General features: G+C 41.3%; 22 protein-coding genes. 13 read left to right on the top strand and 9 right to left on the bottom strand.

Annotated features, from left to right (window positions below; translation table 11 throughout):
- The first annotated feature begins 390 nt into the window (after positions 1 to 390).
- The 3 genes from UYK_RS0116570 to UYK_RS0116560 all read left to right on the top strand — a co-directional run bounded on the left by UYK_RS0116570 (position 391) and on the right by UYK_RS0116560 (position 3,973).
- Positions 391 to 1,605 (top strand): HEAT repeat domain-containing protein, encoded by a 1,215-nt coding sequence (locus UYK_RS0116570; protein WP_009455117.1) that lies wholly within the window; start codon positions 391 to 393, stop codon positions 1,603 to 1,605.
- Between the two features lie 246 nt (positions 1,606 to 1,851).
- Complete coding sequence (locus UYK_RS0116565; protein WP_009455116.1) at positions 1,852 to 2,790, top strand: LysR family transcriptional regulator; 939 nt, start codon at positions 1,852 to 1,854, stop codon at positions 2,788 to 2,790.
- Positions 2,791 to 2,878: 88 nt separating this feature from the next.
- Positions 2,879 to 3,973, top strand: coding sequence for an anthranilate phosphoribosyltransferase family protein (locus tag UYK_RS0116560; RefSeq protein ID WP_016871792.1), 1,095 nt, complete (start codon positions 2,879 to 2,881; stop codon positions 3,971 to 3,973).
- 94 nt (positions 3,974 to 4,067) lie between these two features.
- Here UYK_RS0116560 and UYK_RS0116555 read toward each other — a convergent pair whose 3' ends face one another.
- From UYK_RS0116555 to UYK_RS0116545, 3 genes are all read right to left on the bottom strand, one after another.
- Complete coding sequence (locus tag UYK_RS0116555; RefSeq protein ID WP_009455114.1) at positions 4,068 to 4,967, bottom strand: MBL fold metallo-hydrolase; 900 nt, start codon at positions 4,965 to 4,967, stop codon at positions 4,068 to 4,070.
- 11 nt (positions 4,968 to 4,978) lie between these two features.
- The gene (gene panD / locus UYK_RS0116550; protein ID WP_009455112.1) at positions 4,979 to 5,362 is read right to left on the bottom strand and encodes an aspartate 1-decarboxylase; all 384 of its coding nucleotides are present in this window, start codon (positions 5,360 to 5,362) and stop codon (positions 4,979 to 4,981) included.
- A gap of 123 nt (positions 5,363 to 5,485) precedes the next feature.
- Positions 5,486 to 5,998, bottom strand: a complete 513-nt coding sequence (locus tag UYK_RS0116545) for an inorganic diphosphatase (RefSeq protein ID WP_009455110.1) — start codon at positions 5,996 to 5,998, stop codon at positions 5,486 to 5,488.
- 898 nt (positions 5,999 to 6,896) lie between these two features.
- Between UYK_RS0116545 and UYK_RS0116540 the strand changes: the two genes are divergently transcribed.
- From UYK_RS0116540 to UYK_RS0116505, 6 genes are all read left to right on the top strand, one after another.
- Positions 6,897 to 7,418 carry a universal stress protein gene (locus UYK_RS0116540; RefSeq protein WP_009455109.1) on the top strand — a complete coding sequence of 174 codons (522 nt, stop codon included), beginning with the start codon at positions 6,897 to 6,899 and terminating at the stop codon, positions 7,416 to 7,418.
- 941 nt (positions 7,419 to 8,359) lie between these two features.
- The gene (locus UYK_RS0116530; RefSeq protein WP_009455107.1) at positions 8,360 to 9,049 is read left to right on the top strand and encodes a LabA-like NYN domain-containing protein; all 690 of its coding nucleotides are present in this window, start codon (positions 8,360 to 8,362) and stop codon (positions 9,047 to 9,049) included.
- 115 nt (positions 9,050 to 9,164) lie between these two features.
- Complete coding sequence (locus UYK_RS0116525; RefSeq protein ID WP_009455104.1) at positions 9,165 to 9,875, top strand: response regulator transcription factor; 711 nt, start codon at positions 9,165 to 9,167, stop codon at positions 9,873 to 9,875.
- 7 nt (positions 9,876 to 9,882) lie between these two features.
- Complete coding sequence (locus UYK_RS0116520) at positions 9,883 to 11,016, top strand: sensor histidine kinase (protein ID WP_009455102.1); 1,134 nt, start codon at positions 9,883 to 9,885, stop codon at positions 11,014 to 11,016.
- Positions 11,017 to 11,439: 423 nt separating this feature from the next.
- Positions 11,440 to 12,468 carry a zinc-dependent alcohol dehydrogenase gene (locus tag UYK_RS0116510; RefSeq protein WP_009455098.1) on the top strand — a complete coding sequence of 343 codons (1,029 nt, stop codon included), beginning with the start codon at positions 11,440 to 11,442 and terminating at the stop codon, positions 12,466 to 12,468.
- Positions 12,469 to 12,657: 189 nt separating this feature from the next.
- On the top strand, positions 12,658 to 13,269 hold the full coding sequence (locus UYK_RS0116505) for a hypothetical protein (RefSeq protein WP_026086496.1): 612 nt from the start codon (positions 12,658 to 12,660) through the stop codon (positions 13,267 to 13,269).
- 64 nt (positions 13,270 to 13,333) lie between these two features.
- On the opposite strand, the gene UYK_RS0116500 is transcribed toward UYK_RS0116505, so the two are convergent.
- Positions 13,334 to 13,681 (bottom strand): hypothetical protein, encoded by a 348-nt coding sequence (locus UYK_RS0116500; RefSeq protein WP_009455095.1) that lies wholly within the window; start codon positions 13,679 to 13,681, stop codon positions 13,334 to 13,336.
- A 349-nt stretch (positions 13,682 to 14,030) separates the two neighbouring features.
- On the opposite strand from UYK_RS0116500, the gene UYK_RS0116495 reads away from it, so the two are divergent.
- From UYK_RS0116495 to UYK_RS26850, 4 genes are all read left to right on the top strand, one after another.
- Positions 14,031 to 18,089 carry a response regulator gene (locus UYK_RS0116495; RefSeq protein ID WP_016871789.1) on the top strand — a complete coding sequence of 1,353 codons (4,059 nt, stop codon included), beginning with the start codon at positions 14,031 to 14,033 and terminating at the stop codon, positions 18,087 to 18,089.
- Between the two features lie 115 nt (positions 18,090 to 18,204).
- Complete coding sequence (locus tag UYK_RS0116490; protein ID WP_009455093.1) at positions 18,205 to 18,585, top strand: response regulator; 381 nt, start codon at positions 18,205 to 18,207, stop codon at positions 18,583 to 18,585.
- 174 nt (positions 18,586 to 18,759) lie between these two features.
- Positions 18,760 to 19,314 (top strand): Hsp20/alpha crystallin family protein, encoded by a 555-nt coding sequence (locus UYK_RS0116485; protein WP_009455092.1) that lies wholly within the window; start codon positions 18,760 to 18,762, stop codon positions 19,312 to 19,314.
- A gap of 54 nt (positions 19,315 to 19,368) precedes the next feature.
- Positions 19,369 to 19,542, top strand: coding sequence for a hypothetical protein (locus UYK_RS26850; protein WP_016871788.1), 174 nt, complete (start codon positions 19,369 to 19,371; stop codon positions 19,540 to 19,542).
- A gap of 317 nt (positions 19,543 to 19,859) precedes the next feature.
- On the opposite strand, the gene UYK_RS0116475 is transcribed toward UYK_RS26850, so the two are convergent.
- The 5 genes from UYK_RS0116475 to UYK_RS0116460 all read right to left on the bottom strand — a co-directional run bounded on the left by UYK_RS0116475 (position 19,860) and on the right by UYK_RS0116460 (position 24,482).
- Positions 19,860 to 20,588: an ABC transporter ATP-binding protein gene (locus tag UYK_RS0116475; protein ID WP_009455090.1), complete on the bottom strand. Its 729-nt coding sequence runs from the start codon at positions 20,586 to 20,588 to the stop codon at positions 19,860 to 19,862.
- Positions 20,589 to 20,676: 88 nt separating this feature from the next.
- Positions 20,677 to 20,904, bottom strand: a complete 228-nt coding sequence (locus tag UYK_RS0116470) for an indolepyruvate ferredoxin oxidoreductase subunit alpha (RefSeq protein WP_009455088.1) — start codon at positions 20,902 to 20,904, stop codon at positions 20,677 to 20,679.
- A gap of 90 nt (positions 20,905 to 20,994) precedes the next feature.
- The gene (locus UYK_RS27335; RefSeq protein ID WP_257998855.1) at positions 20,995 to 21,135 is read right to left on the bottom strand and encodes a helix-turn-helix domain-containing protein; all 141 of its coding nucleotides are present in this window, start codon (positions 21,133 to 21,135) and stop codon (positions 20,995 to 20,997) included.
- Positions 21,136 to 21,270: 135 nt separating this feature from the next.
- Positions 21,271 to 21,606, bottom strand: a complete 336-nt coding sequence (locus tag UYK_RS0116465) for a cupin domain-containing protein (protein ID WP_016871787.1) — start codon at positions 21,604 to 21,606, stop codon at positions 21,271 to 21,273.
- Entirely contained in the window at positions 21,603 to 24,482 is a 2,880-nt protein-coding gene (locus UYK_RS0116460; protein WP_016871786.1) for a glycerol-3-phosphate acyltransferase, read from the bottom strand. The genes UYK_RS0116465 and UYK_RS0116460 overlap by 4 nt, the downstream gene beginning before the upstream one ends.
- Between the last annotated feature and the right edge of the window lie 92 nt (positions 24,483 to 24,574).

Below are 24,574 nucleotides of genomic sequence, written 5' to 3'. Positions count from 1 at the left end.
TGATTCACATGCATTCAGGTTAAAGTTGTAAACACATAAAAATCGTATAATTTGTTACGAAATATCTGCAAAAATGCACATTATGTATCAAAAATATGCATTTAGTGCATTAAATATCAGCGATAAATCGCCGGAAAACCCTTAAATGATTGTGATCGCAAGTATTTTGTTGTCTGTTGATTGTTGTTTGTTGATTGTTGTACGCTGCGAGAAAGAGAAAGCAACAATTGCCAAGGATTAGAATCCTTGATTCATAGCCAAAGTCGTCTGAAGACGACTGAATCAAGTACCACCAACTACTGCAATCAGTTATCAGATAATTCCCAAGGTGTCACTTGGTACTGTCCACTATTAACTAAATTTCCAACCAGTAACCACTAATTACCAACAGTGAATAATATCAACCAGCTTTTATTGCGAGCACAAGCAGCACAAGGTACTGCTGACTGGCAGTTGTTAATTCAATACCTGCATGAGTTAGTTCTAGAAAAGAAACCAAAAAACCCAGAAATACAAGAAAACCAAGCAGAACTGTTAAAGCTAGCACTTTCAGTTCTGGTAGTGGGGGATTTTCAGCAACGCTGGGAAATAGTCAAGGTGATTCAACATCTGGGAGCGATCGCTATTCCCCCATTGATAGAGATACTGACAGATGAAGAGGCGGAAGAAGAACTACGCTGGTATGCAGCACGCCTTTTGGGAGAATTTCAGCACCCTGATGCTATTTCTGCCCTAGTAGAATTACTGAAAACAGAAGATGACGAAGACCTCAGAGCAATGGCAGTATCCGCACTAGGACAAATGGGTACACTTGCGATTGCTGCTTTGACAGAACTTTTGAGAGATAACGCCACACGTTTGTTGGCAGTGCGAGCGCTATCCCTGATCCGTCATCAAGAAGTGATTACACCTTTATTGAGTGTAGTAGAAGATACCTCAGTAGCCGTCCGCGCTACTGCAATTGAAGCTCTTGGTAGCTTTCATGATCAACGTGTACCACCAGTACTGATACGGGCTTTGGATGATATTGCTGCACCGGTGCGGCGAGAAGCTGTACAGGGTTTGAGCTTCCGCCCAGAATTACGCGACACATTAGATTTAGTTACCAAAGTGCAACCCAAACTCTACGACTTTAATCTGGAGGTTTGTTGTACTGCCGCAGTTGCTTTATCGCGTATAGGTGGTGACGACGCTGCTAAGTATTTATTTCAGGTACTAATGTCACCCCATACACCAGGAAAATTACAAATGGAATGTATCCGCGCTTTAAGCTGGATGGAAACGCCTTCTAGTTTGGAACATCTCTGCACAGCGCTTAACCAACTAGAATCAGTAGCCTTATGTCAGGAGATTGTAACTGTTCTGGGACGAATCAAACAACCACAGTTAACGCCAATTGCAACGGAGATATTATTAGCAATACTGCAAAAACAGCACCCAGCACTCGAAAATGCCGCTTTCAAAGGAGTCCTCGCTTTATCATTAGGGCTATTAGCTAGAATCGAAGCTAAAGAAGCTTTAATTGCCCTGACGAAAGATGCTGATGAACTAGTGAGACTACATGCGATCGCAGCCCTGAGAAATCTTGAGGTGAGAAGAGAGTAAGGAGTGTGGGGAGACAAGGGGGACAAGGAAGAAATTACCTATTTCCTGTTAAGAGTTCCTTCTTAACCAATGACCAATGATAAATGACCACCAACCACCAACAAACAACTATTCACGTAAATAAGTAAACACAAAAATTGTTGTTTTGATTGCTAAAAGTCATTAGATGTAACAAACTCTACTAAAATGTTGCTACAAATACGTTAAGTTAGTTAAGGCCATAAATGTAATGCAGGCTACACCAACATGCGACTAGAGCAGTTGCAAGCCTTCCTAGCGATCGCGGACACCGGTAGCTTTCAAGGGGCAGCAAAAAAATGTAGTGTTACCCAATCGACTATCAGTCGCCAAATCCAGGCGCTGGAAGCAGATTTGGGGTTGGAGTTATTTCACAGAACTGGTCAAGCAAAGCTAACACTAGCTGGTGAACGCCTGTTACCCCGCGCCCGCAAAATTTGTCAAGAGTGGCAAACGGCGACCCAAGAGATAACGGATTTAGTAGCAGGAAAGCAACCTGAATTGTGTGTAGCTGTGATTCACTCACTGTGTGCTTACTACTTGCCACCAGTATTGCAACAATTTTGTCACGATTATCCTGAGGTGCAACTGCGGGTAACATCCTTGGGTAGCGATCGGGCTTTAAAAGTCCTGAAAGATGGGCTAGTAGATATGGCAATTGTCATGAATAATCGCTTTTTAACTGCCGGGAAAGAAATGGTGGTAGAAGTTTTATATGATGAACCGATAGAAGTTCTTGTCGGGGCCAATCACCCTTTAGCCCAGTATGAACGCATTCCTTGGTCAGAGTTAGTTCGTTATCCGCAAGTTGTATTCAAAGATGGTTATGGAATGCAACGTCTAGTCCAAGATCGGTTTGAACGCCTGCAAGCTACACTCCAGGCAGTTTTAGAAGTCAACACTTTGGATGCTTTCCGGGGAGTAGTGCGTCAGGGAGAATTAGTAGCTTTACTACCCAATTCAGCATTGGTAGAAGCACGTAAAGACGCAACCCTTGCGGTTCGTCCCCTAGCTAATAATAGTTCTGCTGACAACTCTAATTTGACTCGCCGAGTTGTGATGGTGACAACTCAAGACCGTTTGCAAATTCCTCCTATTAAGCATTTTTGGCAGTTAGTGAGGGAAAATGTACCACCACAAGTTATTTTAGAGCGATCGGCTTGTTAATTGATAGTAGTTAGTTGTTAGTAGTTAGTTGTTGACTTTATAACCACTAACCACTACCCACTATCCACTAACCACTAACTTTTGACCTATGAAAAATACATTTCGGGACTTACTGAAAAAGGTAGGCAGTGGTAATCATACGGGAGAAAACTTGACTCGTGAGGAAGCTGCTACAGCAACTAGGATGATGCTGCTGGGTGAAGCGACACCAGCCCAAATCGGGGCTTTTTTAATTGCCCACCGCATTAAACGTCCTACGGGAGAAGAACTAGCAGGGATGCTAGATGCTTATGATCAACTAGGGCCAAAACTAGCATCTATATCTTCTGTGCGACCAGTGATGGTTTTGGGTATACCCTATGATGGCAGAACACGCACAGCACCAATTAGCCCAATCACAGCTTTATTGTTAGCTGCTGCTGGACAACCAGTGGTGATGCATGGGGGCGATCGCTTACCAACCAAATATGGTTTACCTTTGGTAGAAATTTGGCAGGGTTTGGGGGTAGATTGGACTGGGTTAACGTTGGAAAAAACTCAGCAGGTGCTTGAGCAAACGGGAATTGGCTTTGTCTACGCTCCTCAGCATTTTCCTTTAACCCAAAGTATTTGGGAGTACCGTGACCAGTTAGGTAAGCGCCCACCTTTTGCCACAATGGAATTAATTTGGTGCCCTTATGCTGGCAATGCTCATATTGTGGCGGGGTTTGTCCATCCTCCCACAGAAGCTATGTTTCAAGACGCTTTAGCCAGGCGGGGAGTAACTAATTTTACAACTGTAAAAGGATTAGAAGGTAGTTGTGATTTACCACGCGATCGCACTGCTATTATTGGCTTGCTAACACCTGCAACTAGCAATGAAATAGCAAGATTACATTTGGTTCCCCGTGACTACGGCTTTACTAGCAAAAATGTACCCCTGGGTACTACGGTCGAACTAGTATTAGATATGCAAGCCGTACTCAAAGGTATACCTTCTGAACTGATGGAAACAGCTTTATGGAACGGTGGGTTTTACTTGTGGCGTTCTGGTATTTGTTCAGATATGCTAGCAGGTATCGCAAAAGCCAAAGAATTACTGAGAACTGGTGCAGTAGCAGCCAAACTTCAAGAAGTTACTCAAAGCATTTATAACTTGAACCCCACAGTCTATAATTCAAGGCTACTAACCATTGACTCTTGAGTGTTAAGTGATAATTCCGAGCAGGGTAAAACCTTCAAGATTTATCTGTAGAACCAATCCAAAGTCCAAAATCTAAAATCCTATTAACGGATGACTATTGACCAACAACTAAAATTAACCCTTCACGGGCAATTATGGCTTCTGGAAAAGCAGATGCAATTTCTATTTGCACCTGATCAAGCCAATCGTCGCTATGGTCTGGGTGGTGGTGAGAAAACACTATTTGCTTGATGTTAGATGTAAGAGCCAAATTTACAGCAGTTTGCCAGTGTGAATTATCAGATTCAGTTTTGTGGAATGTCAAAGAAGTGCTGATATTAGTAATCAGCAAATCAACATCTTTTACTAAATGTGTGATGCTTTCTTGCTCGGCTGCATCAATTTCCTTTTGTAAATCAGTGACATAGGCAACGATATAATTCTGCCAACTGATTTTATAGCCAATAGACTTTTGGGTTTTATTAATTAGTGCTGTTGTAATCGTGACATCATCTAGCTTTACTACCTGACCTGGGTTTAAGTTGTGAAACTGCAATTCCGATTGCATCACCTGTAAAGGATAAGGAAAGTGGGGTAACAGCATCTGATCACATAGACATTGCTTTATCGAAGCTCCATTTGAGGCTGCTGTTCCATAGATATGAAAACTATTTTCCGGAATAAATGCTGGGGCAAAGAATGGGAATCCTTGGATACGATTTGATTGGGAGTTAGTAAAAAATAAATGAGCTTCTATTGGTTGCTGTTGTTTTAGCCAACTTTTACCTAGTACACGTAAACCAGTACCTCCATCAAAAATGAGGCGTTTGTTAGCTAATTGCATCTCTACACAGGCGGTATTACCACCATAATGGCAGGTATTGCTCCCAGGGGTGGGAATTAAGCCCCGTACACCCCAAAATTGCACTACGAATTTTTGCTCATGGTTAGGGACTTGAGTAGCTTGCTCTTGGTTTACGTAGCTCTGGGGGGACGACAGCTCAAAATTTGACATCTTTTTTGCGATTAGGTCTTACTGAGCAGGTCATCATAGTAGCGAATTTCCAAAATACGATTTTTTTCGTCCACAATGACAACAGTCGGAGAGTAAGTTTTTAACTCTTCTGTAGTAAACTGCCCGTAAGACATTATAATCAAGCGATCGCCTGTAATGCCTAGACGTGCTGCTGCACCATTGAGTTCAATCGCTCCAGAATTTGCCGGAGCTGGGATCGCATAAGTAGTAAAGCGCTCGCCATTAGTAATGTTCACTACTTGTACCTGCTCATAAGGTAAGATACCAGCTTTTTCCATCAAGATGCGATCAATACTGATACTACCTATATAGTTGAGATTCGCTGCTGTCAGAGTACAGTTGTGAATTTTTGCGAGAAGAAGGGTGCGATGCATTACCTGTGGGGATTGGAGGAAGTAGGACAAGGGAAGGGAAGGAAGAGGGGGGAGACCAGGGAGAGGGGAAGACAAGGGAGAAATATTGCTTCCTTGTCCTCCTTCCCCCTTCCCCAATCACCTTTACTTTTTACCAGCTTGAATGCATTTTTCAACTAGGGGCATAACTTGATCAACATCATGCCAACCAAGAATTTCTGTCACTTTTTTTTCAAGATTTTTATAAGTACGGAAAAACTCTGCTATTTCTTCTAACCGATGTGGGGCTATGTCTTTAATCGATTTGACGTTGGCATAGCGAGGATCTTTGTCAGGCACACAAAGGATTTTTTCATCGCGATCGCCTCCGTCGATCATTTCTAACATACCAATGGGTCGTGCAGCAATTATACACCCTGGGAAGGTAGGTTCGTCCATAATCACCATACCATCAAGTGGGTCTCCATCATCAGCTAAAGTGTTGGGAACAAAGCCATAATCATATGGATACTGCACTGATGAGTAAAGCACTCTATCTAAAGCAAAAGCTTGTAGCTCTTTATCGTACTCGTATTTATTTTTACTTCCACCCGTAATTTCAATCAGAACGTTAATTAGACCTGGCTTAGGCTGGGGGGGAATAAGGGATAAGTCCACAACAAAACTCCTGAGTTAATAGTCAAACATGGGCGGAGCCTTGGTTGGCTCCCCGTGTAGAATTTTAGGGCCAAGAGGGACATATCCCAATAGGGAAAAAGGATCAAACTTTCAAAGACCAGGGAGAACTCTGAAGAAAATGTGTTTATTGCAAATCAAAACAAATTCTTGATTAAGTAAATTGGTGTGAATAAATACGACTTGGCGATTTGACTGGTAGTAGTGAAATTTTGTGCCGAAATTAAATTCGGCAAAAGTTGGGGAATAATCCTAAAGATCCCTTGTGGACAAATTGCTCTCCTGTTAGTTTTAGTTTATTTGTCGGTTATTCAACAAAGTAATTATTCACATTTGTTCACGAACAGTAACTTTTTTCCACCAATTTGACTTAGTTGATTTCCAAACAGAAAATTGTTTATCTATTTCTAATCATCACCTAATGTTTTTTAAAATATTTCTAACTTATGTAATTTTTCTCAAGTTTACAGCAAGTGTTTATTTTTTGAATATAAACATAAATAAATTTTTTGTATTCCACTATCTAATCGCAACCTCAATTTACATCATTCTTCATAAAAACGTCACATTCATTTTCTATAATTAGAACTATGAGAATAAAAATTGCATATTTTATCTCAATAAGTGTAAATAAAGTTTAAGTACTTAGACACAATTAATTACACAGATTATTTCTAAGAGTACCTATTGCCTGTATCCACGAATGAACTTAATTTTGTCCAACTACTTATATAACGTGGAATTAAGTTTTAAATGATATTTAGCACCAGTCGTAATCAGCCGTGAAATAAATTTGCGGCTTAGAGCTAAAATCTCTTAGGAACGGGTTCAAATTTATAGCTCAGGTTTATACGTGCCTTTTGACTAAGGAATAATTAGTATGTTTTATAAAATTTTGGTTGGCATAGATAATTCTGAAATTGGACAATGCGTTTTTGATGAAGCTCTTGCTTTAGCACAAAAACTAAACGCTAGTCTGATGTTACTTCATGTTCTTGATCCTTTTGATGAGCGTTACCCAAGTTCCATAGCTTTACACACAGACAGTCTCTATCCCAGTTTTCGTCCGGAAGCTGTAAATTACTACATGAGCCGCTGGGAAACACTCAAACAAGAAGGTATAGAATTTTTAAAGATTTTTTATGATCAAGCGATCGCCAAAGGTGTAACAACTGAATATACCCAAAATTTTGGTGAACCAGGTAGAGTGATTTGTGAAGTAGCTCAAAATTGGAAAGCTGACTTAATTATGATTGGTCGGCGAGGTCGTCGGGGTATCAGTGAGTTTTTCCTTGGTAGTGTAAGCAATTATGTTCTGCATCACGCTCCCTGCTCTGTTTTGACCGTACAAGGATTAATTCATGCAATTGAACCAAATAAGCTAACTACAAAACTTAAGTAGATTGGTAATTGGTAATGGGTAATGGGTAGTTGTTATTTTGCCTCATAATCCATTACCTCTGTGCCATTGCTCTTGATAGATATTTATAACATTTCAAGATATTTAGCATTAGAATAATTTATTTTTACTTTTATAACAATGTTGATTAAATTACAGCATAGCAGTAATAAATAGAGTATTGTATAAGTTTCAAAAATAATCGTTTTGATATTGAAAATTCAGCTATTTTGTGAGCCATAACTTACTAAGCTGCTGTAATAATTTGGTTGATAGTAAGCTTCTTACTGCTTATTTTTAGCATTTAGGTGCTAAAGACCAATTCAAAAACTGATGTATTTTTTTAATAAGGAGATAAAGAAATTCAATAGACTGCTTAAAGGAACTAGTCAACATCAGGTAGAAATTCTTGTTGCAATTGAAACTTGTAACAGGTCTCTACTGAAATGGAAACAACAGGTACGAGATTTCATATTGGTAGGCGGAATTTATTCACAGCTATTCGGAGAAGTTATTGGGACTGGTGCAAGATGAGAAGTTAAAACAGGAATTTTTGTAAATACATATCCTATTTTCAATAAATTTCAGATAACTTTGATTTATCAGTAGCTTTTTAAATTGATATTGTCCAGACAATGTGCGGATATAACAATATATTAGTATTCATTTGTTGCATACTTAACTAAAACGATTGACATTAATTTCTTTTAATGTCAGCCATTTATTTTGATAAGCCAGATGATGCCATGAAGCGAAGAGTAATAGCCTAGTTAAAATAGGATTATGTGCTGATGACTCACTTAATTCTCTCCCAAAGAGTATGCTGCCTGTAAGGAGTCCACATATGAATAGATATGCTTTGCTGTCACAGTCACAAATCAGTAAAGTGTTTGTGTTGACAAATTTTAGGAAAAACTTTCCAGATTTAAAATCAAGAGGTATCAATGAATTTTACTACTTTTAGCAAACAGACAAACTCATATAAATTACTTAAACAAAGACCGCAATGGCAGGGAGAGAATGTAATGGACACCAGTATTGAAACTGAAGATCTAATTATGCCAGATTCTTCAGCAGATACAGTCATTTCCAGTCACTCAAATCGCGGTCGTGTGGCTATTTTTATTGATGGTTCAAGTCTATTTTATACAGCTTTACAACTTGGAATTGAGATAGACTATGCCAAACTACTTTGTTGCTTAACCGAGAATGCAAAGCTATTGCGTGCATTCTTCTACACCGGTGTGGATCGCAATAATGACAAACAGCAGGGTTTTCTGTTGTGGATGCGTCGTAATGGTTATCGGGTAGTTACCAAAGAATTAGTCCAGTTTCCCGATGGTTCTAAAAAAGCCAATCTAGATGTAGAAATGGCTGTAGATATGATCAATTTAGTTCCCTACTACGATACTGCGGTTTTAGTGAGTGGGGATGGAGATTTAGCCTATGCTGTGAACGCGATCGCTTACAAAGGAGTACGAGTAGAAATTGTGAGCGTCCGATCAATGACCAGTGATAGTCTAATCGATGTTGCTGACAGCTTTATCGACTTAGATATAATCAAACAACACATTCAAAAAGACTCTAACTCTGGTTACAACTACCGTCCTCTATCAAACACCAGCCTACAATAAAAATTTCCTGATCAATTCATCCTCATCTATGCTGGTATATTGCCAGAGCAGTAGATATTTTCTAGAGTAAACTGCTCTTAATTTACTCTGTGCATTTTACTCGCCTCTTACTCAAATGGATATTTTAATCGTTGAGGATGAACCGGAAATTGCTCAGTTGATCCAACATTCTCTAGAAAAAGAAGGATTTGTTTGTCGCATCTGTCGTGATGGGAACACCGCTTTGCGGATGTTTCAAGAGCAACCACCAGACTTAATTATTCTGGATTTAATGATTCCTGGCTTAGATGGGCTGGAAGTTTGTGCCAGAATTCGGCAAAAACCAGGGGTAAAAGACCCTTATATCTTGATGCTCACAGCCAAAGGCGAGGAAATAGACCGCGTGATTGGCCTATCTACTGGTGCTGATGATTATATGGTTAAACCCTTTAGCCCCAGAGAGCTAGTTGCCAGAGTGCGCGCTCTTTTGCGGCGTAGTCTGCGGGGTGGGGGTCAACATCAAATTTATCGTACGCAACATTTTACAGTAGATGTAGAACAGCGTACTATCAGTCGTCAGATAGATTCTCAGCCACCAGAAATTCTAGAGTTAACAGCTCTAGAATTTAATTTGTTGAGTACTTTTATCAGCAGTCCTGGTCGAGTTTGGAACCGCAGCCAGCTAATTGACAAGCTTTGGGGTGATAACTTTTATGGTGATGAACGGGTGGTAGATACTCACATAGCGCGGTTGCGGAAAAAAATAGAGCCAGATCCTGCTAATCCCACTTTTGTTAAAACTGTTGTAGGCATAGGCTACAAATTTGAAGACTCTCATGTAGTGTGAAGTTTAAATGATTAACAAGGGTCGGCGATCAACAAAGTCCTTACCTTTGGCAACTCGCTTATTTTTCTCCCACTTGGTAGTGATGATTGTGGGGGTATTTACCCTTGTAATCATCAGCAAACTTTCTTCTCCACGTTTTTTTGTCCTGCACTTACAGCAATTAGAAAAACGAGGTTACAGATTATTTAATGTCCGTACAGAATTAGTTGACGGATTTGAAGGTGCGTGGAGACGCAGTACTATCTGGTCAGTTATAGTTGGCGGTACAGCAGCAGGAGGATTAAGCTTCTGGGTTTCTAGGCGGATTATGCAAGGTTTGACCGAGATGGAAAAAGTTACCCAGGAGTTTGCCACAGGTAGACTAAATGCTCGCCTACCGATGTCCGACATTCCAGAACTTAACAGACTGGGGACAAGTTTTAATCGTATGGCAGCCAGCTTAGAAGGGGTAGAAACGCGGCGGCGGGAATTAATAGGAGATATGACTCATGAATTGCGGACACCCCTGACAGTGGTACGCGGTTATTTGGAGGAACTAGCTGATGGGAGTATAGAACCTTCCCCAGAAATTTATCTACGGTTAGTTAGAGAAACTAAGCGCTTAGAACGTTTAGTCAATGATTTGCAGGAACTTTCCAAGGCAGAAGCTGGTTATTTGCCAATTAATATCCAGCCTGTAAATATACGTCCTTTATTAGAGTCATTAGTAACTAAGTTTGCCGATCAATTGCTTGAAGATGGCCCGGTTCTGCAACTAGAATCTCCACCCCAGCTACCTTTCGTCTTAGCAGATATTGATCGGACAGAACAGGTGTTGGTAAATTTAATTGGCAATGCAGTACGCTACACAAATCAAGGCAAAATTACTATCAGGGCTTGGGTTGATGGCTCAAAACTCTGGATAGCAGTCATTGATACAGGTATGGGAATAGCCCCAGGAGATTTACCCCATATATTTGAACGCTTCTGGCGAGCTGACAAATCTCGCGATCGCCATTCCGGTGGTACTGGTATTGGTTTAACCATCTCCCGCCGCTTGGTAGAGCTACAAGGCGGCTATATGGAAGTAGAAAGTGAACTAGGACAAGGTAGCACTTTTCGTTTTTGTCTGCCTTTATCTTCAAATTCAGCCCAGAGTTGAGAGGAGTGGGGTGATGGGGTGATGAAGAAAGCGAGTGAATAGCACAATGACTAATAGTTAAGATGCCTTCTTCAGTGTTTAGTTGCGTGCTGCATTATCAGAAATTCAATACAAGAAATTGACATAGCACAGTCATAGCTAGTTCATATCAGACTGATAGTTATAAATTATTATGTCTATGATTTTTATGGCTGCATTTTTAGTGAGTTTACTAACTTTATCTGGTTGGGTTGCGATCGCCTACTTATTTCCCAACAATGATTCTCACGATTAAATGGGATTAACTATGCAACAAGAACTTTAGCCAATATGTAATACTAATTTTGCATAATTAGCTTGGTTCTCCAGCCCATGAAGAATGACAAAGGACAAATACCCTGATTTTGATAAAATCAGTTGGAGCTTATTAGTGGGTTATAAGCTGTGCTAGCAGCCTTACTTTACGGTAAAGAAAATTTACGCTTGGAAACAGTTGCTGACCCTACTCCCAAAAAAGGAGAGGTAGTGATCCAAGTGGGAGCGGCGACAACTTGTGGTACAGATTTAAAAGTGTGGCGTCGCGGCGGTCATGCCAAGATGCTGAAACCTCCTACTCTCTTTGGTCATGAAGCGGCTGGGCAAATCGTTGCCATTGGTGAAGGTGTCACAGGTTGGCAAATAGGCGATCGCGTGGTTGCTAATAATTCGGCTCCGTGCATGAATTGTTTTTTTTGTCAACGTCAAGAATATTCCCTTTGTCCCAATTTGACATGGAACAACGGTACTTTTGCTGAATATCTCAAAATTCCTGCGCCGATTGTAGAGCATAATTTATTGCCAATACCAGAAGATTTACCTTATGAATTGGCAGCAATGACAGAACCTCTGGCTTGTGTGCTACATGGGGCAGCTCGTTCCAACGTCAAGCTTGGAGATCGGGTGGTAGTTTTGGGAGATGGGGCGATCGGGCTGATGTTTGTAGCTAAGTTGACTCATGATTTAGGGGCGGAAGTACTGTTATTCGGTGGTAATGACGACAGGCTAGAAATTGGTCAAAAACTTGGTGCAGCCCAGACGTTTAATTATCGACAGTTACCAGATATACCTACCTTAGTCAAAGAATTTACAGATGGTTGGGGTGCAGATGTAGTCATTGAAGCGACGGGTTTACCCAGTGTTTGGGAAACAGCGATCGCCTGCGCCCGTCCTGGTGCAACTGTGAATTTATTCGGCGGTTGTCCACGAGACACGACAATTACCGTCAACACAGAACAACTCCACTACAGCGAACTTACCCTCAAAGGAGTATTTCATAATACCCCTGAGTTTGTCAGGGCAGCGTTATCATTAATTGCTAGTCGCAGAATTCCTTTTGAGTTGTTAATTAGCGAACAGCGTCCTTTGCAAGATTTGGAAGCTGTGTTTTGTGATATGCGATCGCGCAAAGTGATTAAAGTCGCGATGATTCCGTAGGATTACTTATAAATAAATCAAGACAGCAGGGGAAAAATAAAATCACTCAAAGGCGGCGGTTCATCCGACTCCTTCAAAGGGCGGGATGAACCATGATCCACCGCCTTTGGTAATGGGCTAATTACCTATTACCACTCCTTCAAGGTGTGGGATGAGTTTAGTCCTTTTAATAAAGGTTGGTATAAAGAAATGCTAAAAAATTCCCTACTGAAAGTTTTGATACTACCTTTTTCTCTCGTTCCCTATGTCTGTGGGGGAACATTTTTTGCTGACCAAGCCAAGGCTTTACCAGGACAAACGACAGAAGAAGTAGGTGCTTGGATTCAAGCACACCCTACCCTGCGTCCCAATATTAACGAGAAATTTTTTATACAGAAAAGCGATACAGCAGCCCAGCGATTCACTTTTCAAGCATCGGTATTTGCTCCTGGAAAAGTGGAGTTTATCAAAGACCGTAGTCGCATTCGGAGTGAGAGACTGAGCATGTATGATGCCATTAATGGCATGAGTTTTGAACGCCTGGAAGAATCATTGCGAGTGTTATATGGCTTGGATATTTACCAAGACTTTAGACGCGCTCAGGTAATCTACGAATATCCTAGTCAAAGTACCGTTAACTCCGCTCGTTTTGCCAAAACTCCCATCCGGGAAGCTTTGCGGGGAGAATTACGTGTAGGCGATCGCTACGCATACTGGGTAGAAATTGCCCAACCAAAGAACGGTAAGGCTTTTACTGGTCAAATTACTGTTTTACTCAAATCTGATTTGAATAAACTAGAAGCGCAGTTGAAAAGTAGATAGTAGTTAGTTGGTTGTTGGTTGTTGGTTATTCCAAACAACAATCAACCAGCAACCACCAACTAAATTAATGTAAATTTTGCCATTTACCAGAAAAGATACTTTCAGTGGCGATCGCTATTCTCAATAAATCTTCTTTCAGCAGAGGGGGCCAGTCAACCCCTGCTTTGCGTCCTGCTGCAAACAGCATTTGAGTTTTGATGGTGAGTTGATATAAGGCGTAGGCGAGTTCTCGTTCAATAGTAGTGGCTTCTTTGAGACCTTCAAACACTACTTTCAACGCCAGTAAAGTTGAGGTAATCTGACCGGGAACTGGTGGTTTCCCCTGCTGCAAGCGGCTGAGTAGCGCATCGGGGTTTTCTTCAGAGGCGATTGTTTGATCTATGAGAAATTTGCAAGCAGTTTCGTAGTTCATATCATTGCTGAGTCACCGCGTCAGTTTTAACTAGGGCTATTTAAACATTTTTTACTTCTAACAACATGTATAGCTGTCACTAGACAGGGTGAAATCGTTCAAATTTTGCATCTATTTGTCCGCAGACACTAAATTTGTCTAAATTTGTGGCGATCGCTGTGCATTCCAATAGGAGTACGTTATGGAATTTGTATTTAAACTTATAAACTAAATTAGACTTTTGTAAAGCGCGATTAACTCTTTTTGATATCTTTTTTAAGATCACATTGATGCTTATTTTTTTGACTTAGATTTTAACTATTTGCATCCATAAGCTTTTGTTTTCATTAATATAATTTAATTCTTTACAATGAAGATATTAATTGTCGAGGATGATGAGCTTGTTGCCCATGTACTTGCTGCTGTCCTTACGAATTACAATTATGCTGTGGAAGAAGCCTTTAATGGTCAAGCAGCTTGGGATTTAATACAAACTTTTGATTATGATCTAATTCTCTTAGACGTGATCTTGCCGGAGATAGACGGTATTACACTGTGTCGGAAAATTAGAGCCCATGGTTTGCAAATGCCAATTCTGTTGTTGACGGGTTGCGATAGCAGTCATGAAAAGGCAATTGGTTTAGATGCTGGCGCAGATGACTACCTCGTCAAACCCTTTGATGAAGAAGAATTAGTGGCTCGGATCAGAGCGTTGTTACGTCGCGGAGGAGCAATATCGCAACCAGTTTTAGAATGGGGTAATCTACGGCTTGATCCTACTAGTTGTGAAGTTACTTATGCTGGGGAATTGCTGCCATTAACTCCCAAGGAATACGCCTTGCTAGAGCTATTTTTGCGAAATAGTCGCCGAGTTTTTAGCTGTGGCATGATTTTAGAGCATCTCTGGTCTTATGACGATATACCAGGAGAAGAGGCTGTTCGTACCCATATCAAAGGATTACGGCACAAATTAAAAGCCGTGGGTGCGCCTGGGGATCTAATTGAAACAGTCTATGGTATTGGTTATCGGTTGAAACCACGTAGGGAAGAGTTGGGGATAGGAGGACAAGGGGGACAAGAGGACACGGGGAATACAGATGAAAAATTCTCCGCACCGTCTATTACAGTCCCGTCTTCTCAACAGACACTTGCAGCTGTGACTGGAGTGTGGAATAAATATAAAGCTAGGGTAGAAGAACAAGTAGGATTGCTCGAGCAAGCTGCTGAGGATGCCAAGCGTAAAAGATTGAATCAAAAGCTCAGAAAACAGGCTCTTCAAGAAGCACATACCCTTGCTGGCTCATTGGCTACTTTTAGTTTTGCTGTTGGTTCCCAACTAGCACATAGAATTGAGCAGTTGCTAAAAGCTAATAAAACTCTGAGTGAAGATGATACTACTCAGTTGCTGAGTTGGGTACAGCAATTACGTCAGGAAATTGCAGGTAATAAGCAAGATGCAGAATTTACACTCCATTGTGAAGATGAGCATCCTTTGTTGTTGGTGGTAGATTGCGATCGCACTTTCACAGAACAAATTCAACAGGAAGCTACTAACAAAAATTTACAGGTGGCGATCGCTACTGATACTACAACCGCCAGAACTATACTGTATCAAAATCATCCTAGTATTGTTCTGCTAGACCCGGATGTTTCTTTAGATCATGAAGACAGTTTTAGCCTGCTAGCAGAATTGCACCAACGCAAACCCCCCGTACCAGCAATAGTTTTAACTAAAGACAGTGACTTTAGCAATCGTCTACAAGTTGCTCGCAATGGTGGACACACCTTTTTACCCAAGCCAATGTCTGCTAACCAAGTGTTAGAAGCAGTCAATCAAGTGTTGCAAGAGTCTCCCCATGCAGAAGCCCACATACTTGCTGTAGACGATGATCCAAAAATAGGAGCTTTATTACAAAAATTACTACTGCCTTGGGGAATCAAAGTTACATATTTGCAAAACACCCTGCATTTTTGGGAAACTCTGGAAGCAGTCACACCAGATTTACTGATTCTTGATATCGAAATGCCAGGGATAAATGGTATAGAACTTTGCCAAGTAGTACGCAATGATCCTCAATGGAGTGAATTACCAATCTTATTTCTCACTGTTCATAACGATGCTGGTATTGTTAATCAGGTTTTTGCAGTCGGTGCAGATGACTTTGTGAGCAAACCCATCGTCGGGCCAGAACTCGTGACTAGGATTGTCAATCGTCTAGAACGGTTTAGCTTACGACGGATGCGAGAAATTTACCAAGGAGGAAATACACAAGCAGAGACGCAACTCAACACCCGCCTGCGTCAACAAGCGACGATAGAACAAGAATTGCGCCAAGCTAAAGAAGAATTAGAACTACGAGTAGCAGAACGTACAGCCGAGCTAACTAGAATTAATCAACAACTCCAGTCTGAACTCAACGAACGCCAACGCACACAAGAAGAACTGCGGAACTCCCAAGCGATGTTTGCTGGTATAGTATCGATCGCAGATGATGCAATTATTTCTATTGATGGTAGTCAAAAGATTACTCTGTTTAACCAAGGAGCAGAGAAAATTTTTGGTTACACTAGTCAAGAAGTTTTGGGACAGCCCCTAGATATATTAATTCCATCGCAATATATTCAGGCGCATCGACAGTATGTAGCAGACTTTGGTAGATCTACAAAAGTTGCCCGCAGGATGGGAGAACGTCGGGAAATTTACGGGCGGCGCAAAGATGGATCAGAGTTTCCCGCAGAGGCTTCTATTTCTAAGTTACAACTGGGTCAAGAAATAGTGTATACGGTTTACTTGCAAGATGTAAGCGATCGCAAGCAAGTAGAACGGATGAAAGATGAATTTGTTTCTGTTGTCAGTCACGAACTCCGCACACCCCTAACTTCGATTCATGGTTCCTTGGGGATGTTAGCCAGTGGTTTAATCAAACCAGATTCAGAACAAGGTAAACGCTTGCTGCAAATTGCTGTGGATAGTACCGACCGTCTTGTCAGGCTGATCAACGACATCCTTGATATCGAGCGCATTGAATCAGGTAAAGTCAAAATGGAAAAACAAACCTGCAATGTCGCTGATTTGATCGCCCAAGCAATCAATGTCATGCAACCCCTAGCTGATAAAGCTAAGGTAACTCTCTCGGTTTCTAGCTTATCTCAACAGCTATGGGCAGATCCTGATCGGATTGTACAAACTCTAACCAACTTACTCAGTAACGCCATCAAATTTTCTACTGCTGGTTCTACAGTTTGGTTAAGCGCAGAGTTGGTGAGTGGAGAAAACTTCACTCCACCACCCCTACCCTACGGGAAGCCGCGCAAAGCGCGTCTACACCCCATCACCCCATCACCCCACTTTCCTAATTACCATATCTTATTTACAGTCCGTGACACCGGGCGCGGTATCCCGTCTGATAAATTAGAGAGTATTTTTGAGCGCTTTCAACAGGTGGATTCTTCAGATTCTCGCAATCATGAGGGTACTGGTTTGGGTTTGGCGATTTGTAAAAGTATTGTCCAGCAACATGGTGGTGAAATTTGGGTAGATAGTCAGCTGAATGAGGGTAGTACTTTTTACTTTACACTACCTGTGTTGCAGGATGCTCACATTAATCAATTAGAATACCGTGACAGTGATCATGTACCTTTGGTGCTTGTCTGTGATGATGATCCTGAGATTCGTAGCCAGTTACAAAATCTTCTGGAAAAACGTCACTATCGGGTAGTTACAGTCGCTAATGGTGAAGAAGCGATCGCGGTTGCGTCTTCAAGCCATCCAGATGTGATTTTACTAGATTTACTCATGCCCGGTATGAATGGCTGGGAAACAATGACAGTTCTTAAACAACGGGTTGATACTCAAGATATTCCAGTTATTATTTGCAGTGTTTGCACACCTACTGATAACAGCAAACCAAATCAAGATTTTGTCAATTGGGTTAGTAAGCCTCTAGAAGAAAGCTTGTTATTTGAGTCGTTACGACAAGCACTCACAAATTCTGCTAAACAAATCCGTGTGTTGTTGGTTGAGGATGATCCCGATTTAGCGGAAGTTTTGCAAACTCTGTTTAAACTTCATGATATTAATATTGTTCATGCCAAAACAGGTAAAGAAGCAATTCGTCTCAGTCAAAAAGTGAAGCCTGATTTGCTGATTCTGGATCTAGTTTTGCCTGAAGGTGATGGATTTATGGTTGTGGAATGGCTACAGCAACACAACCAACTTTGCAAGATTCCTCTGATGATTTATTCGGCCAAACAATTGCAAGAGTCTGAGAGAAAACGACTAAAGCTAGGACATACAGAATTTCTGGAAAAAGGACAAGTAACACCCCAAGAATTTGAACATCGAGTGATGCAATTATTGCACAAAATTACACAATCAAATTCGGAGATAATAAGTCAGAATACTTGTACTTCTGTCTCTATGGAATAGTATCCAATGCTTGGGTATTTGGAACGCAGAGGAGCGCAGAGTTAGCCCACTAGGTAGCAGAGTCTTTTTTAAGGATTATTCGCTCTAATTAATTAGAGTAAACAAGAGGATAAGAATGAAAAGTAAGAAAGTATTAGTAATTGATAATGAAGAATATATTCAAGAAGTTGCGAAAGTTTGTTTAGAAACAGTGGCAGGGTGGCAAGTGTTGACAGCAGGTTCTGGGAAAGAAGGTATCAGTAAAGCTGAGAACTATCAACCAGATGCAATTCTGTTAGATGTAATGATGCCAGATATGGATGGACTGACTACTTTTGAGAAACTAAAAGAAAATCAAATCACAAAAGCGATCCCGGTAATTTTATTAACTGCAAAGATCCAAGCTTCTGACCGTCGCCGTTATGCTCAGTTGGGTATAAAAGCAGCGATCGCTAAACCGTTTAATCCTCTAGAGTTAGCCCCTCAGGTAGCGTCAGCTTTGGGTTGGAACCTGTAAAAATTACATATCATACATCATTCCTAATTCATAATTTATTATTCATAATTTATCATTCGTAACTTTTGAACATCTTCACAAGTTCCTCATATTCTTTTCCTACTCTGAAAGTAGAGACGATTATTACAAGTCTCGAAACAAAAAGAATTATTAGTTGTAACAGGGGGAGAGGATATGTCTTTAATTCGTTGGCAACCTTTAAGAGAAATTGATACTATACGTCAACAGATCAATCATCTGTTTGATGAATGGATGCATGGTCAAGGACATGAAAGTTTATTTACAAAATTAAATGCAACTTGGACTCCAGCAGTTGAACTAACAGAAACTGACACAGACATTATCCTCAAAGCTGAAGTTCCAGGTATGGAAGCTAAAGATTTAGATGTGGAAGTCAGCACAGATGTAGTTGCAATTGCTGGAGAATATCAACAAGAAAAACAACAACAAGACAAAAGTTTTATCTGGTCTGAGTTTCGTTATGGACAGTTTCAACGGATAATACCTCTACCAGTTTCTATCAAAAACGAGCAAGTCAAAGCTGAATTTAAAAATGGTGTTTTGATGCTCACCCTTCCCAAAGTCGAAGCAGTTAAACGCAAAGTAGTAAAACTTGATCTCGGCGTACAAGAGGCGGCGCGAGAAGCAATGACAAAAGAGCGTCAGCACCAAGAACACTTACAAGATACTATGCATACTCGTGCTGCTGCTGAAGTTGGCGCTAATTAAAAAAATCTTGAGAGATTCATTAAAAGTTTTTTAAACAACTCCGGAGAAGATTCTATGACTAACACAACAAACAAAAGTGGAATTTGGCAACGAATTATAGAAACTCCTCAAAAAGTTGTTCGTTACATCTACGGTGGATTTATAAGAATTTTTACTCCTAGAGATGACAATTATCCAGAAACAGGTGTACAACCATTTGAGGGAGAAATTGATAAGGAAAGACATTAAGGACTTGTTGTTGGTTGTTAGTTGTTGGTTGTTTGGAATAATTAATACAGCCCTTTGCATCTAGATGGAGTACCCCCTCCCTAACCCTCCCCGCTTGCGGGGCTACCGTGTATACACAAGTCGGAAATAGCTAATTAATTTGGGTTTTACCCCACCCTAACCCTCCCCTTGCAAATTAATTTGGGTTTTACCCCACCCTAACCCTCCCCTTGCAAATTAATTTGGGTTTTACCCCACCCTAACCCTCCCCTTGCAAAGGGGAGGGAACTGAATTTCCGTTTTCTCCCCAAATATTGGTTAGTTACAGTTTCTTTCCCTTAATGTCTTTTACCTGCTCCTAAATACAGTTCCCCAACTTTAGGATCATTCAATAATTCTTGACCAGGGCCTGTGATAGCATCGCGTCCAGATTCGAGTACATAACCCCGGTGTGCCATTTCTAAGGCTTTGCGAGCGTTTTGTTCTACTAAAACTATAGCTGTACCTCCCCGGTTAATTTCTTGAATTTGTTCAAATACCTGAGTGACTAAAATCGGAGATAGGGCGGCGGAAGGCTCATCTAAAAGCAGTAGACTGGGTTCTAACATCAAGGCTTTGCCCATTGCTAACATCTGACGTTCGCCACCGGAGAGCGTACCAGCGCGTTGACGACGGCGATCGCGTAGCCTGGGAAACATGGCAAATATTTTGTCTTTGAGTGGTTGAAGAGAAACATCACGGACAAAAGCGCCCATTTCTAAATTTTCTTCCACTGTTAAGGAAGGAAAAACATTAGCGATTTGCGGTACGTAACACATCCCTCGCTGTACGATTTGGTTCGATTTTAATCCGGTGATGTTTTCTCCTTTAAAAGTGATTGTGCCTGTATGGGGTGTCAATAACCCAAAAATGGTTTTTGCTAAAGTTGATTTACCTGCACCGTTAGGGCCAATCACCGTCACTAATTCCCCAGGAGAAACGCAGAAATTTACACCTTGCAGAATATCAACATCTTTAATATATCCAGCGTGGACATTGTTAACTTCTAATAAGTAGTTAGTGGTCATTAGTTAGTAGTTAGTTATTAATAATATTTAGTCAATAGTCAAGTCAAAAATAACTATTGGCTGTTGACTCTTGACTATTGACCATGGACTATAATGGAGTTTTTTGCAATTCGGGTCTTTCTTCTGGAACGATCGCACCTTCAACTGGGCAAACTTGGATACATATGCCGCAGTCAATACAGGTAGCAAAATCAATCCAATACCAATCAGTGCCTTTGACATTTTTGCCTGGTCCATCATGGATACAAGCAACTGGACAGGCGTCTACGCAATCCGCAACACCTTCACAGACATCAGTAACAATTGTATGTGGCATAGTTCCCCTCTTTCGGATCAAAATTGCTGTACTAAGTACAGATGTTTCTAGACTAACAAGCCTAGACTAACAACAACCAAGCTTCAAACCTCAACACTCTCGATACATCTTAGGTGTGACTCCTGTCATTTTACGAAATTGTTGTGTAAAGTGGCTCTGACTGTTGAAGCCGCACTGGAATGCAATCTCTGAAATTAAATTTTTACGCTGTTTTAACAACTTTTTTGCCAGTTCAACTCCCTGCTACACTACATACCGCCAGAGAGTTATCACTATTTACTGCTTAAAGAGACTATAGTATATTTTCAAAAAAAGATTCTTAGTTTTGAATTTTGAATTATTTTCTCCCCATCTCCCCACCTCCCTCTAGGCTCTTAAACCAAAGTAAGTAAGAACTAATTCCGTCGTACCATTATTAACTATTTCGTGTGTTTCTGTTGCTTCTACAGCGACGCAGGTTCCTGGTAGTAGGGGATATTCTTGATTATTGATACGGATGCTCCCTGAACCAGCCTCAACAAAAAATACTTCACACATATCATTGTGTGCATGTGCTGAGGCTGTTTGTCCGGGGGAAAAACGTGCTTGGGAAAAGTTGGTTAAACCAGGTAATTCACCAAGCCGCAACATCACTTGTTTTTTGATTTCAGGATTATGAGAAACAGGCTCTTGTGGTATTTCGTTCAGGGATACAATTTTCATTCTGGTCTGAGATCGTTAGATATTTCCACAATACCCCTAGTACCATCAATGCGTACTTTTTGACCATCCTGTAAAATCCAGGTAGCGTTGCGTACATCCATAATTGCTGGGATACCATACTCGCGCGCCAGGATAGCTCCGTGGGAAAGCCTACCACCAGCCTCGGAAATCAATCCTCCTGCTCTTACTAGTAGAGGAGCCCAACCAGAATCTGTATAAGGAACTACTAAAATTATTTCCTTGTCAATCTCTGGAATTGATTGTAAATTTCGCAACACCCTCACCCGTCCTACCGCTTGTCCGGGACTGGCGGCGATACCTTGTAATGTGTGATCCGGAGACAGAGGAGCAATTCGCAGAGGTAAAGCCGGGGGAGTATTGCCGTAAACTAACATTGGCACTGGATTAATTTGAGCATGTTCCGCAAGTTGCGATCGCCTCAATTTGATGATCTCAGCTAACTGCTCCACCAAATCTGTGTCAATCCCCTCAATCAAACGCCGAATTTCGGCAAATTCCAGAAAAAAGATATCTCCAGTTTCACTCAACAAACTTGAATTTAACCAAATCTGTTCCAACGCCACAAACGACCACCGCAAATGAGCTAATAACTGAGAATAAACTTCTGTGACTCGCCCTTTCAAATCCACACGCCGTTGGACAAAACCTTTATTTCTTTTTCCTTGGCGTTCTTGGCGTCTTGGCGGTTCATCTCCCTGCATGAACTGCACCAATAACTGCTTTACTACTTGAGGTTCTTCCTTCCAAGTGGGAACAGCAATATCAGTCCCCACTTCACTCAAATAACCATAACGTTGCAGCAATTGGTCAAACTCAGCCAGAATTGCTTGTCCTGAATCAGACTGGGACATCTCCTCAAACACAGTATTTGGTTTGAAGCGTGGGAATTGCTGCTTGGCTTTGGCGGCTAATTCTTGCAGCGATCGCAATGCTGCTACTTCTGGTGTGAGACTGTTATCTAATTTGCTATCTTTGACTTTAAATATAGCTTGACGCATCGCTGCACTCAAGGGAGCCATAATACTGTAGAAGGTGGCATGGTGCAGCAAATCTAAAATATAGTCAATTCTCGCTAACAGTTGCGATGGATCTAGTTCCTCTGGTGATTCTGAAGACAAGCGCGATAAACCAGGGGCAAAATGCTTACGATAATCCCGCTTAAATTCCCTCTCTAACCACAACTCCCGCATTAACAACCGCAGCAATCCAGGCAAATTTTCCCATGTAGAATTTAACGGCGGTTTACTTAACTTCTCTCCCCGCGTTAAAAACTCGAGACTTTCCGGGGGTAATCCCATACGCCGGAATATCTGTCCTAAGAGAGTGGCATTAAAATAAGCATGAGAATAATGCAGTGTCGCTGTTTCATTAAAATTTAATCCCACAGCTTTTTCACCCAAGACAAGAGCAAAAATCGCTCCCCACACACCACAAGTTAAAGGACGATTAATCGACCAAGTTAAGGGTCGAATTAACCCAGGAATAACTTCGGCGGCGATTTTGCGTGTCCAGATTGGCAATAAAGTACTAATTGGGCGAGTTTGCAGTACCCACAGAGTTTGCCCGTCGTAACTCCATTCAATATCTTGGGGAACACCGTGATAACGGTCTTCTAGACGTCGAGCTAAGTATGCTACTTGTTTAATTAATGCTGCTGGTACTCGTCCTTGTCCTTCTAGCTGAATCAGTGCCAAATTTTCTGTATCAACAACAAAAGCGCGGTATTGTTCTGGTGTCACACGTCCAGATACAACTTGCGCAGCGCTTCCTGGTAAAGCTTCAATCACGACTGCATCCTGTTCTTGTGTCATGGGATCGCGGCTAAACGCTACGCCAGAATACACTGATTGGACTTGTTGCTGAACTAGTACTGCGATCGCTGTATCTGTAACGTTGCGATCGCGTCGGTATTGAACTGCTAGGGGTTCGTTGTAGGAAGCTTGGACTTTAGCGATCGCATTTTCCAAACCTTCTTTGGTGGTAACATTTAAAACTGTTTGGTACTGTCCTGCACCAGAAGCTTGTTCTGAGTCTTCACCAATCGCCGAAGAGCGTACCACCAAAGGACATAATTCTGATGGTTGCAAGAAGTTAATCAACTTTTGGGGATCTTCATAAGGCATTAGTACCCATCCCTTAGGCACAGGATAACCCCAGCGTTTCATCTGAGATAATTTTGCTGCCTTATTCCCCACAATCGCAGCATCTAATTCATCGTCTAGAGAAAGAATACTTTGATCGCCGCGTAAAAACTGCAACACTGCTTGGGAATCGGGTTTTGCATCTTGAGGTGGAAGATTCAAGTCATCAGGTATTTGTTTGTAAATCCAGCCTAGTAAAGCAGCCAACCCAGCAGCAGCCATGATCATAAATAGATCTTCCATATGCAAAATTCCCACAATGATCGGAACCATAATCAGAACTAGGTATTTTGCTAATCGGCGATCGCGCAAAATCGTAAAGCTGATACCTGTCACTAAAAATATAAATCCTGCTGCGAGTGGATCGTGTACTGTAAATCCCCAGACAACATTTGTAGTACCTGCACCTCTACCCATCGAGTATCTGCCCATCACCAGAGCAATTAAAGCTACCAATTCCCAAGCCGAACCATCTGGGAAAAAAGCACGAGCAATCAAGACAGCAGCAATCCCCTTAGCAGCCTCTGATAAGACTGCCAAAATTCCTACAAATGTGCCACCATGGTAAAAAGCAGCCGATACTCCTATGTTGCCAGTACCGACTTCCGCCAATTGTCGCCCTGTCAGAGCTTGTGTAATCCAGGCAATTAAAGGTAATGCACCCAGTAGTGGGCAGACAACGACAATAACTAAGACACCCCAGAGTTCAAGCATTTTGGATTTTGGATTTTAGATTCCTCTTCAAATCTAAAATCTCAAATGTCAAAATTTTAGTATATGTCAGGACTTTTTCTTAATACTTCATG

It is taken from the genome of Fischerella thermalis PCC 7521, assembly GCF_000317225.1.
Taxonomy (GTDB): Bacteria; Cyanobacteriota; Cyanobacteriia; order Cyanobacteriales; family Nostocaceae; genus Fischerella; species Fischerella thermalis.
The sequence above is the reverse complement of the archived record's forward strand: the minus strand, read 5'-3'. Positions and strand labels throughout refer to the sequence as shown.